The organism is Bradyrhizobium sp. NBAIM08 (assembly GCF_020193935.1).
In the GTDB taxonomy this organism is placed as follows: Bacteria; Pseudomonadota; Alphaproteobacteria; order Rhizobiales; family Xanthobacteraceae; genus Bradyrhizobium; species Bradyrhizobium yuanmingense.
The window spans coordinates 798609-815255 of the sequence record NZ_JADYVR010000001.1 but is presented as its reverse complement, the minus strand read 5'-3'; the positions used below and the strand labels follow the sequence as shown (position 1 = coordinate 815255).

Here is a 16647-nt window from a genome sequence, read left to right as displayed (position 1 = left end):
AAAAAAGAAAGAGGCCTTAGCGATGCACAAGAACGTCTTCACCTCCGAAAATGCGGCGATGCTGTTGATCGACCATCAGATCGGCACAATGTCCTGGACGCACTCTCATGACATCAATCTCGTCAAGGCGAATGCCGTCAAGCTCGCCAAGATCGCCGCAGGATCAGGCATCCCGGTTCTCCTCACGGTAAGCATGGAAGATCATGTCCAAGGCCCACTAATTCCTGAACTCAAGGAGATCCTGCCTGAGGCGTATGAGAGGCGAATCAAACGGCCCGGAATCGTCAATGCAATGCACCACGATGAGTTCAACAAGGCCGTCAAGGCGCTAGGACGCAAGCAGCTGATCGTGGCTGGGATCACCACGGAGATTTGCGTTCTCTTCCCGGTGCTGCAGATGATCGATGAGGGATATGAGGTGCAGGTCGCGGCGGATGCTTCGGCTTCGTATACGAAGTATGGTGACGATATTGCTTTGCGCCGCATGGAAAGGGCCGGGGCTACCATCATTACCCATGATCAGCTGATCTCAGAGCTTGCGGTTGATTGGCGGACCCCGCTTGGACAGAAGCTCTCCGGCATTCTTGCTTATCATTGATGGGACTCATCGCGCTTATGCGCGGTGCCTAGGGCGCTTTCGGCCTGCATCCGCTGGAGGCGGCGGCCAGGCGCATTCACGGGGTCTTCGGCGAGTTCGCCAGGCCGACGGCGTACAACTCTCGGACCCGGACGGAGTCCGGCCGAGGGTCCAGGAGCAAGATGTATGATGAGGAAACAGCGCGATTTGACGACCGACCGGCCGCACGAGATTGAGCCCGTGTCGCGCCGAAGCCTTATCGCAGCCTCCGGAGGATTGGCAGGAAGTTTAATAGCCGGCCAAGCGTTCGGCGAGTCCCTCGCGGACGTGCCGCCGCGGGAAGTCGGTGCCGACCTTGGTGCGCGCAGCGAACGATCGAAGTTCGTTAAGATCGGAAGGATTCCGGAGGCCGGTCCAGGCAAACGTAACGTCGATCCGAGCGATGCCATCAATTCGAAGGTGCCACTCCACAAGCTGTTCGGGAGCATCACACCCACAGATCTTCACTACGAGCGAAGCCATTCGGGAGCTCCGGACTTGGATCCCGCCAAGCATCGGCTGCTCCTACACGGAATGGCAAGAAAGCAGCTGGTTTTCAGCGTCGACGATCTCCAGTCGATGCCGTCGATGTCTCGTGCGGCGTTCATCGAATGCACCGGAAATGGATGGGAGAACTGGCACAAAGCGGACGAAAATCTCACGGTCCAAAACACTCACGGGCTTGTCAGCACCAATGAATGGACTGGTGTACCTTTGAAGTTTCTGGTCGACCTTGTGGGTAAAGACAAGAATTCGACTTGGATGCTGGCTGAGGGAGGCGACGCGGCCGGCGTTGCGCGGAGCATCCCGCTCACCGATGAGATTCTGAACGAAGCGTTCGTGGCATACGGCCAAAATGGGGAGCCGTTAAGGCCGGCGCACGGCTTTCCGATGCGCCTTGTGATGCCAGGCTTCGAAGGCAATCTCAACATCAAATGGTTGCGACGCCTTAAGTTCGGTGACCAGCCTTGGATGACAAGATGGGAAACCGCTCGATATACGCAGCTTCACGCGGACGGCAAGGCAACCCAGTTTCAGCTTAGGATGGACACCAACTCTGTCATCGCATCACCTTCTGGAACGATGACGATAAAGCCTGGCTATCAGCGGATTACAGGGCTGGCTTGGAGCGGCCACGGAAGTATCACGAGGGTAGAAGTCTCAACTGATGGGGCGAAGACCTGGATGAATGCTCAGCTCAATCGCCCGGCGCTGCCCAAGGCGCAAGTCCGGTTCCAGATGGATTGGGTCTGGGACGGGAAGCCGACGAACATTGTAAGCCGCTCCACCGACGACAAGGGCAATGTCCAACCAACCCGAAAATCTTTCATCGCAGCCGTCGGGACTAACGCGCTGTTCCACTATAACGCCCAGCAGACCTGGAGCATCGACAAGAACGGGAAGGTACGCAATGTGCTCGACTAGAATGGCGTGGGTTGCCCCGGTGGCAGCACTCGCTCTCGCTTCCCCCGTTTTCGCTTACGATTTCGGGCGTCAGGCGACCGCGGACGAAATCGCGCTGTGGGATATCGATGTCAGACCGGACGGAAAGGGATTGCCTCCAGGAGCGGGTACCGTCAAGCGAGGAAAGATTGTCTTCGCAGAAAACTGTGCCGCTTGCCACGGCGAGAACGGCGTCGGAGGTATCAAGGACCAACTGGTAGGAGGACAGGGAACGCTCTCCTCGCAAGCCCCGGTCAAGACCGTCGGTAGTTATTGGCCATACGCAACGACTTTGTTCGACTATATTCACCGTGCCATGCCCTACCAGGCGCCGGGGTCACTCAACAACGACGACGTATATGCAGTCGCAGCATACATCCTGAGCCTGAACGGCATTGTGCCGCCGGGTAGCAAACTCGATCGCAACACCCTGCCGAGCGTCAAGATGCCTAACAGAAATGGCTTCGTGCCGGATCCCGCGTTTGACCCTGCCAAGCTTTTCATAAAACGATGAAGAAGAAGCTGTGGAAGACGGTCGTCCTTGGCATGGTCATAACAACGTTGATTGGAGATCACGCAATGTCCGCCGACGGGTTGATCACTCTGCGCAGTGCGTTCGGACCGGAAGAGACAATGAGGCGGCTCGAAGCCGAGGTTCAATCGAAAGGTATGACTGTATTTGCCCACGTCGATCATGCTGCCGGCGCAGCCGCAGTCGGCCTCCCCCTGCGGCCAACGGATCTCTTGATTTTCGGTGCCGCCAAGGGCGGGACGCCATTGATGATGTTGGCGCAGACGATCGGAATCGATCTGCCGTTAAAGGTGCTGGTCTGGCAGGATGATAGCGGCATTACACATCTTTCCTACAACGACCCGGGCTACCTTGCCGACAGGCATGTGATCGGGGGCGGCGGAAAACCTGTCGTTGAGGCTATGAGCAGTGCGCTCAAGGAGATCGCCGTCAAAGCCACAACAGCGCCCTAGATGGGCGTCTTCATGCGGATCGTCGATAAGGAGCATCAGATGGTGGGGCAGATCAGATCAGTGACAAGTGGCCCTCGAAGGTGGTTCGTCGTCACTGAGGTCGGTCGACTACCTTGCACCTAGTGTTCGAAGCATCCATCGGAGATCCCTGCGATGATCGACAGATATTCGGACCACTCCGCCAATGAGAGAACCTTTCTCGCCTGGCTAAGGACGGGCATTGCGACCATCGGATTTGGTCTCGCTATTGAGAAGCTCAACCTATTCATGGGGGCACTGGAGGCGCGAGCCGGAACCGCACTTGCCATCGCCGGCCTGACACAACGTAGCGTCTCGGGATTCCTGGGGCACTATGACGGAGCCGGGCTGATCTTCGTAGGCGTTGCCCTAATCGGACTGGCGACCGGGCGCTATATTCGAATCGGAAGACTTATCGACGCCGAGGAGAGGTATTCAGTGAGGGGCGCGCTCGGTGAATTCATCATAGCTATTGCTCTGACCACGGCGGCCATTGTCGCCTATGTCACCCTCCAGTGACACGCGCCGACCGTCCAAAGATTGCCGCCGCGGTGCCCCTTGCCATACAGGTTCCCGTTCTCTTGTGTTTCAGCCGCTGAACATGGGGCGGTGTCCCGGGAATCTTTGATCTAGTCAGCGGCTCGGCCTCAACTGATCGGAAAAGGTGTATCGAAGCGCTTCAGCGACTTGACGGGGGTCTCTGGCGTTGATCTCACGGTCGGTGCGGTGAGGTCCACTATCTGATCAGGACCAATGGCGCGGGTTAAGAGCACGCTATTGGAAAGTCATCCCCCGGTTACAAACAAGTCGTAGGTCGATTGATTTATCTGCAGCATCATGCTGTTGATCAAGATCGATCGCCCTATCGAATGCCCGCCATCTCACGCACGGCCGCCGTTATAGTTGCTCTTTCGCTCACTCAGCTTCTGGGCTGGGGGGCCACGTTCTGGCTGCCCGCCGTGACGGGCCCTCTCATGGCAGTTGATCTCGACCTTCCTCTTTCCGCCATAATGGCCGGCCCGACAGCCATGCTGGTGGTGATGGGCATCATATCCTGGCCGCTCGGCAACATGCTTGAACGCTATGGTGCTCGGCCGATCATGACGTTGGGATCGCCTGTTGGTGCAGCCGGCCTTCTGATCATGAGCGCAGCAACCGGTCCGGTGACATATTTCCTCTCGTGGGTCGTTCTTGGCTGTGCTGGTGCCTGCATGTTGACCACTCCAGCGCAGATTGCGGTAACGGAAGTAGCCGGCGAGAAATCCCGACAGACACTCAGCGTGCTGATTATTGTTGGCGGCCTTACATCGACGATCATGTGGCCGCTAACGGCTGTCCTACGAGCGCAATGGGGCTGGCGCACGACAACGATGGTCTATGCCGCCCTTCTGCTTATCGTGTGCATGCCCTTGCATTGGTTCGCTCTGGCGCGACGGCGAAGGAGCCCGGCAAAAGATGACGTGACTCCAACTCGACTATCCATTGACTCGGCCCGTTTCGTGCTGCTCGCGACGAGCTTTGCCGCCAACGGCTTTGTTACGTGGGGATTTGCGCTGACGATCATCATTCTGTTCGAGGTCAAGGGTCTTGATCACGCCACCGCCCTCACGGCGGCAGCCTTCATCGGTGTCGCCCAGTGGGCCGGGCGCATGGTGGACTTCTTCATTGGAGGACGCTGGTCAGACCCACGGTTAGCCTGGTGGGCTCGGCTCTGTTCCCGCTGAGCTTTGTAGTTCTGCTGCTAAGTAGCAGCTTCGGCAGTGCTATCGCCTTCGCCACCCTCTATGGTGTCGCCAGTGGTATTACCGCTGTTGCCCGCGCAACACTGCCTCTCCAGCTATTCCCTCCTGGTGCTTATGCGCGTGCATCTGCGCGGATGGCTGTCCTCTTGAACTTTACATTTGCCGCTGCGCCGCCGGCATTTGCCGCGATCGTGACATCGGCGGGACCACAAGCCGCTCTCTGGTTGGCGTTCTTTATCTCGATTTTCGCGTTTATTACGCTGCTATGGCTTGGCTTGCTACATAGCGCCCGACCTGCGTGAGCTGGGGGGTTCGTCAAACACAAGCCGCTGTCGCGCCTTGCCGGAAATAGTCAACGCCGGCCAGGACCGTATGCTTGACGGGACCCGTGACCAGCTTGGCCTCAATCTGGTTGTCGACATTGAAGGTATTCAGCCATTCGCGGTATGTCGCGCCATAGCGGTTGAGCGTGCGGCCGTCGGGAGACAGGCTGAGGGCATCGACCATGTTGCCCTCGAACGACACATGCCCGATCCGGACATGCTGCCGAAACGCCAGTGCCTCGTTGACACGATGGTCGAGCCTGTAACCGAACGAGGCCTGCCATTGCGTCAGCTCGTCGAAGGCGGGATCGCCGAGACGATTATTGGTGACCACGCACGTCACCGGGTTGCGCAGATAATACCGCCACATCGGGTCGGCCCGCTAAAGTCGAAACGTCCCTGATAGCGATCGAAATTGCCGATATCGAGACTAACCTCGTTGAGGCGCTTATCGAGCGGCATCTTGCTCACATAGTTCACCATGCCGCCGGCCTCATTGGCGCCGTACAGCACCGACCTTGGTCCGCGCAGCACCTCGATGCGCTCGGCGCAATAGGGTTCGTTGCGGAAATAGGCGAACGAGCCGTTGCCCTGCCGCAAGCCGTCCCGATAATTGCCGTACTGGTTGGCGGCAAATCCCCGGATTAGAAACTGGTCATAGCGCGGGTTGAAGCCGTATGGCTGCGTCTGCACGCCGGCGGTGTAGGCCAACGCCTCGCCGACGGTTCGCGCACCGGTATCGCGGATCTGGTCCTGCGTCACCACCGAGACCGACTGCGGCGTCTCGATCAGAGGCGTGTTCGTCTTGGTGCCGGTGGCGCTACGCGTTGCGACGAAGCCCTGGACCGGACCGGTCGCACTCTGGAGTGTCGTGCTCGACACCGGCAACCTGCGCCGCCCTGCGCGGATTCGGACTCCGCACCGATCGTCGCTGATCACCCGCGGCACCACGCCGCGCGCTCTGCGCTCGGCGCGCTTGCTCCTGCCTTGGAGCCTCGACTGTCACTGGAGGCAGCTGGGCTTGAGCGTAACTCTTGCCGTCAAGTCTTGCATCCAACACGAACAATCTGCAGGTCGCCAGAAAACCACGCCTCACGGCATCCCAACCCAGCATTCCAATCCCCGGTAAGAAACAATTTCAGACGCAGACTTATGGGCACATGCAGACCGAGAAGCGTTGAATGCGTCTAAAGAATATGCGTCTTGCCGCTACTGTGGCATTGCTGCGACTCCGCCCGTACCGTGGCAGCATGCGACGAGTTGGACGTCGCGCCTTTACGAAATGCGTCGGGGAAAGGTGCCGAACGCTGCACAAAATACTCCTCGTCCTTCACCAACGACGCCTGATACCGATCGATGATCTTGTTTCGTAGCTACGTAGGGTCGCTGACTACCCAGGCCATCACCTCAGGCAGATCTCAGTCTCAAGGTGGACCTGCGCGTTGCGACGACATCGAAATGCGCGACCATGCAAATTGTTCTCGGTCAATCTCAATGGCTTCGATAATGAAAGATGCGCGACAATCCCAGATCCATGTGTCCTCGTCGGATGCTGCCCCGACTGCAGGGTGACTTGCTACTTGATGGGAAGTGTCATGCCAGCTGGTTTAGAGCCCCACATGCAGAAGCTCGTTGGCTCGAAGCCGAATTGCCGCGGGCGGTGCGTTGCCTCGTCCTCGATTTCATCGACGCCCACCGAGTATTCGAAGATCATTCCATCGGGTCCTTTGAAGTAGAGGAAGCGGGCCCCCGACGTCGGATGGCGCCCCGGACCGAACACGATCGGCACGCGCTGTTCGTTCAGGAAGTAGTAGGAGCGCAGCACATCGTCGCTGTCCTCGACCTGGTGATTGATGTGCTGGATGCCGGCCTGTGGCGCGCGGACGAGCGCGATGGTGTGATGGATGGCGTTGACGCGCATCAGCGGGATGTCGCCGATGCGATCGCTGACGCGGGCGTTGCAGACCTGGGTCCAGAACCGCTCGTCGCGCGCGGGATCGGTTGAGTTGAGCCCGACGTGGCTGAAGCCTGTGATGCCCGCGTCGCGGCTGGCGAAATAGCGGCGCCCGCTGCGCTCAGGCCGCACCACCAGCTCGATATGGTTGCCGGTGGGGTCACTGAAGCCGATGAATGCCTTCACCTTGCGCCGCTCGGCCTCGCCGTTGGTCCCGGCGTGGACGGCGTGGCCGAGCTTCTCGAGCGTGGCAGCCGCATCCTGGAGACTTGCTTCGTCCTCGACCTCGAAGCCGACCGTCTGCTGCTTCGGATCGCCTTCGAAGTAGCACAGTGTATGCGCGCGCTCGTCCGACCTAAGGTAGAGATCGGCCTTGCCGCGTTCGGCGATCTGCAGGCCGAGGCAAGTGGTGGCGAATTGCGCGGCCTGCTCGAGATCCGGCGATCCCAGGCGGACATAGCTCACATCCTTCAATTGGATCATGCCTCTCTCCTGTTCAGTTAGCGCTTGGCGCTCAACTCGGGAACCCCCTTGCTCTCGCTGCCCCAATTACAGAGCGAGGTTGCGGTGAGCGGAAATTGCCGGGCAGGGCGTGGTCTATCGCCGATCTTGGCCGTGCCGGTGACATAGGACAGGATCAGCCCGTCCGGTCCTTCGACATGAAGGAAGATCTGCTGCGAGGCGGGCTGCCGGCCGGGGCCTTGCACGATTCGCACCTGATTGTCCTCCATGAAGTAGCTGTTTTGCATGATCTGATCGAGCGCCTCGACCTCGAAGGCGGCGTAGAGCAGTCCGCGGCGCTGCGACGGATAGAGCGCGATGCGATGATGCAGGCGGTCGATACGCAGATATGCGATGTCACCGACCCAATCAGTCACCTCGGCGCCGAGCAGGCGCCAGAAGGCGAGATCGCGCTCGTGATCGATGCTGCGCAGGCCGATGCCATGGAATTGCACGATGCCGGCATCGCGGGGTGGAAAAAAGCGTCGCCCGCTTCGTGTGGGGCGGGTTACGAGATCGATCCGGTTTCCGGAGGCGTCCTCCGTCAGCAGGGCTGATTGCACATACCGTCGCTGGCATTCCTCCGGACTGGCCGATCTAGCGCTAAAGCCACGCGCGCGCAGCCGTTCGCCGATCTCCTGAAGCGCTGCATCGTCCCAGGCCTCAATGCCGATGCTGGTGCCGTCGTCATGATCGCGGCTGAGGCTCACGGTGCGGAAGCGATCGTCCGCGCGAAAGGCAAGCTCGCCGTCCCGGCTCGCGACCTGTTGCAGTCCGAAGATATCGGAGACAAAGCGCGCGCAGGTCTGCGGTTCATCCACCGAGTGGCGGACGTAGCAAACGGACGTGACTAACGGCGCTATCCCGTTCGCCTTCATCGCAGCCGCCCTCGTTTTTGCTCGGCTTCGATGAAGATCCTGATCATCTGCCGCCAGAGCCCGAACAGATGGTCGAACCATTTGGGATCGTTGTTGCGCGCTCCACTGTGGTCCGCGAGCCTTTCCACGCAGGAGAGAACGGTGCGGTTTCGGGGCGGCATCTGAGGCAGGGTCGAAATCCGTCCTGCTCCGCCGCAGCTGCCGAAAGATAAAATGTCACGTTCTGTGCCTTGGCGGGTCGCACGGGACACACGGGTCTGCAATAGATGAAGAGAAGCGACTTAAGCTGGCGCAATGGTTCGCGGATGAATGTGACCGACTAAGAGAGAACCACTCCGCCTTCAGTGGGAATAACGTCGTCGCAATGGTGCGTGCGTGACCGGCATCCTCGCTTTCAGGCCCCAGCATGGCCGACTGCTTGTCACTGCCTCGGCTGGAGCTGCTCCAGTCCATCCTCGATCACTCGGAGGTCCTCAAGTAGAGCGTCACGAGAGTCGGTCAGGTTAATACCTATGTGGACTGTAACTGTTCGAGCAATTGGCGCCGAAGGTCTCGCATATTCTCCAAGGCCATCCGGTTCTTCAGACGCCCACAAGCCGAAACGATCGATCTATGCTTATTCCCAATCGGTCGCTCCAAATGCAGATTTCTAAAATAAGTTGTGTAAACCGATATGAGACAACCGGGAAAGGCCGCACGCACTACACCCAGTGAGTGCCACCGCGCCAACGCCGCTCAGCTAATTCGTTAAAAATGCAATTCCGCCTGCAGGAGAAAATTTGCGGGTGGGCGCCTTTGATGTGGCTCGTCGTCAACGTGCCATGGGAAGCGTGTAACGATGGGACAAAAGACACAAAATTCGGAGCGGGCACACGTTATGCCCGATCTCGTGAAAATGCTCCGGGAGCTCGAGGATTTACGAGAGAAGGTCCGGCTAGCAGAAGCCGCTCGTGTGTTGCACTGACGTTCGCCGGTTTGAGGAGATGCTCCCGTGCGCTTTTAGCGGCGGGGCTCGAGATAGGCAGAGCCGTTATACGAGGAGTTCGGGAACGACTGCCCATCCAGCCACTTGCCTGAGGCATGAAGGACGAGCCAGTTGTTCTATTCCCCGGAATGCTCAAGCCCTTGCGGCTCGCGCGCGTTTACGGCTTTCTCGTCGAGCGCAATGACGGTCTTTATCATCCCGGCGGCAATCAGCCCGTGTGCTCCATGCCCTTAGCACAGAGAATGGTCGAGGGTGGCTGGCTCGTGAAGCGCGGGCTTCGTTATGAGCCCACGGAGCAAGGTCTGCACGCGGCAGAATGATGCTGGCCGGCCCCACCGGCGCGGGCAGAGCATTCGAATTTGCAACGCAGCATAGTCCAACCCTCTTGCCGCACCACAAATCCGCGAATAACGTCAGCTCCCTTATTTGTAAATAGTTGGGCGGCTCGATGAGGGATTTTCAAGCCAAGTTAGAGCGTTATGAGAGCCTTGCTGCTGAATGCGAATTGATTGCCAAGAGAGCAAATGAGAGCAATCGGGGCTTTTATTTGCGAGCGAGCGAGCACTATCGCCAATTGGCGGGTGAGGTCCGTGCTCTGATTGCGACGTTCGATCTCGCAGCCTAGGTGCCCGTCACTGCGACTTGAATCTCTCCGTCGGCACCTCCGAGGCCGCGGTTCGAAAGGTGGTGGAGATCGCCGCTAGCATCGAGCCCGTGCAGGGCGGCCGCTTCGAGCTGGTCAACAAGACTTTCATCAAGATGGGAAGACGGGCGGCACGGGCGAGGAGTTTCGTTTCGGCATCGCAGTTGCGAAACAGTGCGGGTGAGGTCGAGCTGCACGAGACCGGGACGTTCATCAGATGACCAAGGCCGGCTCCCGGCCCAGACCTATTCGCCGCGTAGGGAAAAGTAGGTCCGCTTAGCCGCTAGAAGCGGACGCCGACGAAACGCGCGAGCACGGCCGCGAAGGGCCAAGAGGCGACATCGACTAAGATTGCGAACGGAGGGCGCACCTAGTTGCGCGCGCTCCCGCGGCACTTAAAGGCCGCCTTATCATCTTCGAGCAATTCGATTGCGCATCGGATCATCGCCAAGCTAAGCGCGTCCATTCCCGGTGCTATCAACCTGCGGAACTGTTCAATCTCGTTGTTTATCTGGTCGCACTTTTTGCACAGGCGCACCCGCGGCTTGCAGGCGGGAGCAACCAGCTCTCAGTCACCGATAGTAACCTAAGGATCCGAAAAGGTGATTAAGCTTAAAGCTATTCTCCCAGCGGCGTACCTAGAAGCCAAAGGAATCGGGATCAGCCGCTTGACGGTGCGTGCAACGGCTTTCCAGCTCAAGAAAAACGCCGCCCGCTTAAATAAAAGCGCAGGCGGCGGATTTCCAGCCTCGGGAGGGTGAGAGTAAAATCCCGATAAAGGTGGGTCTTCTCGTGGCATGCTGAAGTTCATCAGGTCGGACAAAAGCGAGACCTAAATTCAAGATGGCGGCTGTAGTCCCGGCGAGGTCAGCCACTTGTTGACCTCTCCGGCAGCATCGATCTGCCTGGCCTTTCGCAGAAGCTCCGTGCGGCGGACGCCAGCGGGCATCCCCTTCGCCTGTAGGCGGAGGTTGATCGCCTCCTGCGCGAGGCGGTATTCGAATGTCGAGGATTGTCCTGGGGACCGTTGAGTCGGCATGTTTGACGCTCCGCTTGGGGTTGAGCGGGAGCGCATTTTGCGTTCACGCCACCGATAGATGCTGAGGGCCGCTCGATGGTGGTGAGACAGTGCGCCTTTATTTGCCCAATAGCGAGCACTTTGTTTCGATTCTGCAGGAACTATCTGCAGGCTGCTTGAGGTCACTGGCTGGCTAACTGCTCTCGCTTCAAGCTGGGCGCGATTACTATTGTCGCCTTGAAGCCGATCCAACCTCAGCAACCACGGCAAATATTTTTTAACTTCGCTGAGGTGCGAGCTTCTTCCGCAAGGAAAGGGTCCTTTTCGACCGACGATGAGTCGGCACTGGTCCCGGAGGGCTTCCTCGCTTTTGGAGGAAAGGCTGCGTCGTAACAGGAGAGGCGCGCGCTGGTGCTTTCGATTGAACGGCAGTTCGGCTCCGCGGCGAAAGCCGCCGGTGCTGCACCGACCACTGATGTAAGGAAAAGCGCGGCCTTCCATGTACCTGTTCTAGCCATTGTCATGCTGAACGTCCTTCCTATTTGATTCGTCCTCGAGAGGATCTGCCGGGCCATGTTCCGAAAGGGGGGTAGAAAGGGGGCTAGGACCACTACACTCCATTGCCGGGTGTCAGTTCCCTGCCTTCTTTGCGGGCCCGAAATCCGGCTGCCAAACGGCTTCCTTGCGGCTCGGCGCCGCCGCGATCACCTTGGCCTTTTCCTTCTTCGGCTTCTTGGCTTCGCGATTGCCACGTTGCTGGCCCTTCGCCATGTCGCTCTCCTTTTGCGGTTTGAGTTCGTCGAGTTCGTCCGGCTGCAGAACCCGTCCACGCGGGGTGCAGACCCTGACGTCCATGTAGCCTTCGCGCAGCAGCTTCCGTGCGAACCGCAGCGCGACTGCCGCACTGCCGCGGCCGAGATTGGAGCTTCCGTATTCGTTGGTCCCACTGACCAGATACGGCACCCGGGTTCCTCTAGCCATTGAGGATGGCGGCTCCGCACACGAGAAGCAGTAGAAACAACGGAACGATCACCGGCGGCACGATCCATTCGGAGATACGAACACGCGACATCAAATGCTCCTGCGGGGCCTTCGGCGGGAGCACACGTGACCCTCAGTCACCGGTCGAAGCCGTTGAGATGCGCGGTGATGGCAGCGAGCCTAAGCCCGTGCCGAGCCAATAGCGAGCGTTAAATGCCGGGCGGGCGATGGCTCCGCTGTGACATCTTTGTTTGCCAGCGGGGCCCGATAGTACTGGCTATTGCGGCGCGAAGGGCGCATGGTCGCGACCGCCAGCATCGGTTGGGGCTTCACTTGCGAAAGGCAGGCGTGCATGACCATCCGCTCGCGGCGAGAAACCGTCCACTTCAAGCGCCCGTTCCGTATCCGCGGCATCGAGCGCCTGTTGCCGGCCGGCGCCTACGAGGTCGTCACGGACGAGGAGACGATCGAGGGCCTGACCTTCTCGGCCTATCGCCGCGTTGCCACGATGATCACCGTGCCCGCCGGAGGCGTTTGCGGCGTCACGGAGATGCTGTCGATCGGCTCGGTCGATCTTGCGAACGCGCAAGCGGCGGACGCGAGCGCCGCCAATGACTGACCAGACGGTCGATCTCGACAAGCACCGCGGCATGGCCGCTCAGAAGGCCACCGATTTGCGCCGCGCGCTGGCCGAGGTCGAGAACAATGTCAGGGAGCTGCGCCAACGCGAGTCCGATCTCGAAAACCGCCTGATGACGGTGCCCGCCACCTCATGGCCGGAGGCGGCGGTGAAGGCGCGCTATCTGCTCAACCTTTACGTTGCGAGCCTACCCGCCGAGGACACGCGCCACCGCGCCCTGGTATCGGCGCTGTTCGATGATTTTATCCGGCTCGGCGGAGAGGGCTGAGGCAAATAACACAGAATGGAGTGCGGTCGCGTTGACCAGTGATTACTTGTCAAACACGAGCATGCCGGATCATCGTCCGATTCTCGATGCGTGACAGAGCCAAGAGGTTCCTTGCACGACATCGACCTCTCCGATGCACTCCCTCCTGCCACTTCGCGCACCCGATAATTTTCAGCGGCGCGATCAATCAGGCCACTCGACTGGAAATCCTGGATCATGCTGCCGTTCCCGTGAAAGAGAACGAGAGGCCGACCACTGCCGCGTTCAACATAGTACAACTGGACGCCGCTGACCTCGATAAATCGCCCTTGTGGAGGATTATCGCGCTGCGCCTTCTGCGCACGCTGTCGAGTGATGAGCGCGGCGCCCGCCATGAGAGTAGCTGCGCCAGCAACGGTGGCAAGCGCAGGGTGACGCTGGAGCGCGACCAGACAGGTGGACAGGAACTTGGGAAAATGCGCATGCGGGAAGGTCATTGGCAGTACCTCGGTGGGTCTGCACGATGCCTCAGGCAGTGAGAAATGTTGCAGGTGGAGTGAACCGACAGGGCCCCACTTCGTTCCTCAGTCAACACCGCCGTGACGTCAGGTCGAACGTTCGGAACCGAGACAGGCCAGCTGAAGCCAGCGACCTGGCGCCATCGTCGGAATGGGCCGACCGAGACGCCAGCGCGGCTGCCGGCGGGAGTTGCCGTTGATCACCCTACACATTCAGCATACGACGACTTATCGCTTCAACGAGCCGGTGAGCCTTCTTCCTCATCGCCTTATGCTTCGTCCGCGCGAGGGCCGAGATGTTCGCTTGCTATCCAACCGCATCTCGACGGCGCCTGATGCGGTCTTAAGCTGGGCCAGCGACGTGTTCGGCAATGCAGTCACGACTGCCACGTTTCCCATGAAGGCCAGCACTTTGGTGATCTCCAGCGTTGCCAAGCTTCAACTCGCCTCGGTTGAATGGCCGATTTTCGACATCGCAGCCTCGGCAATATCCTACCCCTTTCTCTATTCCGATCACGATTGGACTGATCTTGGCGCTTTGGCCACTCCGCAGTTTGCGGACGCCGATGGGACGTTGCGCAGATGGGCACAGATGTTTGTTCGCGGAAGCCAGACTGACACATTAGCGCTGCTCAAAGACCTGAGCGTCGGGGTCTCAGCAGCGGCTCGATATCAGAGCCGTGAGGAAGAAGGGACACAAACGCCACTGGAGACCTTGAGCCGTGGCTGGGGTTCATGCCGGGATCTGGCGGTGTTGTTTGCCGAGGCGGCCCGCGTGTTGGGTTTCGGAGCGAGGATAGTTTCCGGCTATCTGTACAACCCGAACCAGCAAAGTGCTGGCTCCGGCGGAGCAGGGTCAACGCATGCGTGGGCCGAGATCTTCGTACCGGGAGCGGGCTGGATCACGTTTGACCCGACGAACCGCAGCTTAGGCGGCTTCAATTTGGTTCCCATCGCGGTGGCTCGCGACATCCGACGGATTGCGCCCGTGTCGGGCAGCTACATCGGCAGCACCGATGCCTTCGCTGGTATGTCGGTTGAGGTTCTGGTCACGTCATAGCTCGCGATCGAGCAACTTCTTGGTCGAAAGCCAATTGTATTAGGGCAGCTGAGTGTGCGCTATCGTCGGGCAGATCGCCCCCGGTGCCACCGTGCTGGAGCAAGGTTCGGTCTGCCACTCCCCTGAGGAAGGGGACAACAGACGAGCAGCTGCCTTTTCGAACATCGCACGACAAGGCGCCTGCTAACCTGGATTGGATTGCCGTATGATCAAGTTTCCAAATCAAAGCCGCTCATATGACCGGACGAGACGTGCTGTGCATTTTTGGGGCTCGGACAGTGCGATTGAGGCATCATTCTTCATTGAGGAAGACGCCCTGAAGCGACTTCAGCCGGGCGCCTGTCACGAAGCGGACTTCCTGAATGCGTTCGACCGCAATCGCGATGTGATCTGCGCCACAGCCGCAAAGGTCTATGTGCGCGGCAGCAGGGGCTCTTATGATCTGGTCGCCAGCCAATTCTCAAAAGTGGCCTGATGAACAATAAGCCAACCGTGGCGCGGCTTCCGCAAGTTGAATCAATGGCTAACTTTAAAATTACACTCGCACGCATCGAGATGATTTCGCCGAATGAGCGAGGCGAGGACATGGGTTTGACGTTTCGATTTGACCGCGATCAAACCAGTTTTACCTTACCCATCTTCCTCAACTCTCGCGAGTTTGACGACACCGAGATGGTAAAGGTCGCCCGAAGCAAGCTGCACGACGCTTTCAAGCAGCTCTATAGTCAATGCGAAGACTGGCAATTGTCGGATGATGAGCGTCGAGAGCTCGCACGGCTCAACGTGCGGCCGAACACGCGTGTCCCATGAGCTCACCCACGTTCCGATGTGCGTTCAAACGCTCTTCGTTGATGTGCAATGAGAAGCGCGTTTCCAGTCCAACCGAAGGAGTCTTTCTCCGTATTAGGCTTCGCCGCCCGAGCCAGAGGGGTGGGCACAAGGTCATCCGCCTAAGTAGCTAGTCGAACCGATACTCTAACGGTCGCGCAGCCAATCGGGCCTTCGTCCGATGAAACCGTCAAAGTGAGTTCTTCCGTGATGTTCTTTTGGTCGCGCGCCAATAGCAGCGCTGTCCTGGCGGCTTCTTGCAGCGCCGACTCCTGGTCGGCGAACTCCACACCTTCGTCATCCGGAAGGTCTCCGGGTTGAGTGAAATAGAAGCGCATCGCGGCTCAGGATGATGGAGGGTTCCTAGCCAAGTGCAGGTAGCTGTCATCGAAGCCGGATGCCTCAACGACCTTCTCATAATTCTCAATCGTTACGAAATTCTTTTGAAGGTCAAGAACCCGCCCTGCGCGGAAGGCTTGCAAGACTCGGTTGACGTGGACAGTGCTCAGCCCAAGCGCCTCCCCGAGCTCTGATTGCGTGACCGGAAACTCGAACTCTTCTCCGTTTGATAGGCCGACCGCGGCCATGCGCTGCCGCAGCTCCGCAAGAAGATGCGCCATGCGTGCGGCGGCCGGTCGGACCCCCATGTTGACGATCCACTCACGGAAGATGGCAGCGTCAATGAGCGTCTCCCGCCAGAGGGCGCGAGCAACGGCCGGATGTGTCCCGATCAGACGTTCGAGAGCAGAATGCGCGATGTAGCCGACGGTTGCCGGGGACATCGTAACGAGGTCATGATCCATGGTCTTCAAGAACAGACTCTGAAGATCTGGAATGTCGCCCGGGATGTGGAAGGAAAGGATTTGCCGCTTTCCGTTAGTCGCGACCTTGGACCGGGAAGCGAACCCCTCGATGATCAAGCAGGAATGGTTGGGACGATCTCCCTCCAACACGAGATAGGTGTCTGGGGGAAGGGTTTTGATCTCCAAAGGTAGAGAACGGAGTGCGGTTGCTTCATCGTTGCTAAGACGGCTATCAACCCGCAATCTGCGGGTCAGCATTTCGGTGGGATGCATGATGCACGCGCGATGGCGAAGTCCAAGACCATCGACTTGAGGCTGGGTTGAAAAACCTCGGAGCGACGAACCTAAGTCGCCGAAAGGCCGCATCGTGCGGCAGACGCCAGATCGACGACGTAGACCGGTCCTAGCGGAGGGGAGCAGTCCGCCACTAAGAGAGTTGGACGTATAATACACGAAAGTTAGAAC

The 16647-nt window shown here is 59.0% G+C and carries 21 protein-coding genes and 2 pseudogenes; 14 read left to right on the top strand and 9 right to left on the bottom strand.

What is annotated here, in order from left to right; genetic code table 11:
• Window positions 1-22: 22 nt before the first annotated feature.
• The 7 genes from I6F37_RS03970 to I6F37_RS03940 all read left to right on the top strand — a co-directional run bounded on the left by I6F37_RS03970 (window position 23) and on the right by I6F37_RS03940 (window position 5105).
• The gene (locus tag I6F37_RS03970) at window positions 23-598 is read left to right on the top strand and encodes an isochorismatase family protein (protein WP_225150323.1); all 576 of its coding nucleotides are present in this window, start codon (window positions 23-25) and stop codon (window positions 596-598) included.
• 165 nt (window positions 599-763) lie between these two features.
• Complete coding sequence (soxC, locus tag I6F37_RS03965; RefSeq protein ID WP_225150321.1) at window positions 764-2041, top strand: sulfite dehydrogenase; 1278 nt, start codon at window positions 764-766, stop codon at window positions 2039-2041.
• A 1-nt stretch (window position 2042) separates the two neighbouring features.
• Window positions 2043-2573, top strand: a complete 531-nt coding sequence (locus I6F37_RS03960; protein WP_225150319.1) for a c-type cytochrome — start codon at window positions 2043-2045, stop codon at window positions 2571-2573.
• 32 nt (window positions 2574-2605) lie between these two features.
• Window positions 2606-3043 (top strand): DUF302 domain-containing protein, encoded by a 438-nt coding sequence (locus I6F37_RS03955; RefSeq protein ID WP_306469103.1) that lies wholly within the window; start codon window positions 2606-2608, stop codon window positions 3041-3043.
• 153 nt (window positions 3044-3196) lie between these two features.
• A complete protein-coding gene (locus I6F37_RS03950; protein ID WP_225150317.1) occupies window positions 3197-3580 on the top strand; it encodes a YidH family protein in 384 nt (127 codons plus the stop codon).
• 455 nt (window positions 3581-4035) lie between these two features.
• The gene (locus I6F37_RS03945; RefSeq protein ID WP_249795192.1) at window positions 4036-4785 is read left to right on the top strand and encodes an MFS transporter; all 750 of its coding nucleotides are present in this window, start codon (window positions 4036-4038) and stop codon (window positions 4783-4785) included.
• Window positions 4761-5105, top strand: coding sequence for a hypothetical protein (locus tag I6F37_RS03940; RefSeq protein WP_225150596.1), 345 nt, complete (start codon window positions 4761-4763; stop codon window positions 5103-5105). Before I6F37_RS03945 ends, I6F37_RS03940 begins: the two co-directional genes overlap by 25 nt.
• Window positions 5106-5118: 13 nt before the next feature.
• On the opposite strand, the gene I6F37_RS03935 is transcribed toward I6F37_RS03940, so the two are convergent.
• The 5 genes and pseudogenes from I6F37_RS03935 to I6F37_RS03915 all read right to left on the bottom strand — a co-directional run.
• Window positions 5119-5460, bottom strand: coding sequence for a hypothetical protein (locus I6F37_RS03935; protein ID WP_225150315.1), 342 nt, complete (start codon window positions 5458-5460; stop codon window positions 5119-5121).
• Window positions 5461-5465: 5 nt separating this feature from the next.
• Window positions 5466-6008 carry a TonB-dependent receptor plug domain-containing protein gene (locus tag I6F37_RS03930; RefSeq protein WP_225150313.1) on the bottom strand — a complete coding sequence of 181 codons (543 nt, stop codon included), beginning with the start codon at window positions 6006-6008 and terminating at the stop codon, window positions 5466-5468.
• Window positions 6009-6702: 694 nt separating this feature from the next.
• Window positions 6703-7563, bottom strand: coding sequence for a VOC family protein (locus I6F37_RS03925; RefSeq protein WP_225150311.1), 861 nt, complete (start codon window positions 7561-7563; stop codon window positions 6703-6705).
• Between the two features lie 17 nt (window positions 7564-7580).
• Window positions 7581-8402, bottom strand: a complete 822-nt coding sequence (locus tag I6F37_RS03920) for a VOC family protein (RefSeq protein WP_225150309.1) — start codon at window positions 8400-8402, stop codon at window positions 7581-7583.
• Between the two features lie 151 nt (window positions 8403-8553).
• Window positions 8554-8727: pseudogene (locus I6F37_RS03915) on the bottom strand (Ada metal-binding domain-containing protein); the annotation flags it as partial.
• Between the two features lie 812 nt (window positions 8728-9539).
• Between I6F37_RS03915 and I6F37_RS03910 the strand changes: the two are divergent.
• Window positions 9540-9764 (top strand): hypothetical protein, encoded by a 225-nt coding sequence (locus tag I6F37_RS03910; RefSeq protein WP_225150307.1) that lies wholly within the window; start codon window positions 9540-9542, stop codon window positions 9762-9764.
• A 364-nt stretch (window positions 9765-10128) separates the two neighbouring features.
• Window positions 10129-10308, top strand: coding sequence for a hypothetical protein (locus tag I6F37_RS03905; RefSeq protein ID WP_225150305.1), 180 nt, complete (start codon window positions 10129-10131; stop codon window positions 10306-10308).
• A 1427-nt stretch (window positions 10309-11735) separates the two neighbouring features.
• Here the strand turns inward: I6F37_RS03905 and I6F37_RS03900 are convergent.
• Complete coding sequence (locus tag I6F37_RS03900) at window positions 11736-12086, bottom strand: hypothetical protein (protein ID WP_225150303.1); 351 nt, start codon at window positions 12084-12086, stop codon at window positions 11736-11738.
• A 352-nt stretch (window positions 12087-12438) separates the two neighbouring features.
• Between I6F37_RS03900 and I6F37_RS03895 the strand changes: the two genes are divergently transcribed.
• Complete coding sequence (locus I6F37_RS03895; protein ID WP_225150301.1) at window positions 12439-12705, top strand: hypothetical protein; 267 nt, start codon at window positions 12439-12441, stop codon at window positions 12703-12705.
• The gene (locus tag I6F37_RS03890) at window positions 12698-12994 is read left to right on the top strand and encodes a hypothetical protein (protein ID WP_225150299.1); all 297 of its coding nucleotides are present in this window, start codon (window positions 12698-12700) and stop codon (window positions 12992-12994) included. The genes I6F37_RS03895 and I6F37_RS03890 overlap by 8 nt, the downstream gene beginning before the upstream one ends.
• Window positions 12995-13152: 158 nt before the next feature.
• Here I6F37_RS03890 and I6F37_RS03885 read toward each other — a convergent pair.
• Window positions 13153-13368, bottom strand: a pseudogene (locus I6F37_RS03885) (alpha/beta fold hydrolase); the annotation flags it as partial.
• Between the two features lie 319 nt (window positions 13369-13687).
• Between I6F37_RS03885 and I6F37_RS03880 the strand changes: the two are divergent.
• From I6F37_RS03880 to I6F37_RS03870, 3 genes are all read left to right on the top strand, one after another.
• On the top strand, window positions 13688-14551 hold the full coding sequence (locus tag I6F37_RS03880; protein WP_225150297.1) for a transglutaminase family protein: 864 nt from the start codon (window positions 13688-13690) through the stop codon (window positions 14549-14551).
• A 205-nt stretch (window positions 14552-14756) separates the two neighbouring features.
• A complete protein-coding gene (locus I6F37_RS03875) occupies window positions 14757-15026 on the top strand; it encodes a DUF1488 domain-containing protein (protein ID WP_225150294.1) in 270 nt (89 codons plus the stop codon).
• A complete protein-coding gene (locus I6F37_RS03870) occupies window positions 15026-15361 on the top strand; it encodes a hypothetical protein (protein WP_225150292.1) in 336 nt (111 codons plus the stop codon). The genes I6F37_RS03875 and I6F37_RS03870 overlap by 1 nt, the downstream gene beginning before the upstream one ends.
• A gap of 140 nt (window positions 15362-15501) precedes the next feature.
• Here I6F37_RS03870 and I6F37_RS03865 read toward each other — a convergent pair whose 3' ends face one another.
• Both I6F37_RS03865 and I6F37_RS03860 read right to left on the bottom strand, forming a co-directional pair.
• On the bottom strand, window positions 15502-15717 hold the full coding sequence (locus tag I6F37_RS03865) for a hypothetical protein (protein ID WP_225150289.1): 216 nt from the start codon (window positions 15715-15717) through the stop codon (window positions 15502-15504).
• Window positions 15718-15723: 6 nt separating this feature from the next.
• Complete coding sequence (locus tag I6F37_RS03860; RefSeq protein WP_225150287.1) at window positions 15724-16455, bottom strand: Crp/Fnr family transcriptional regulator; 732 nt, start codon at window positions 16453-16455, stop codon at window positions 15724-15726.
• Window positions 16456-16647: the final 192 nt, after the last annotated feature.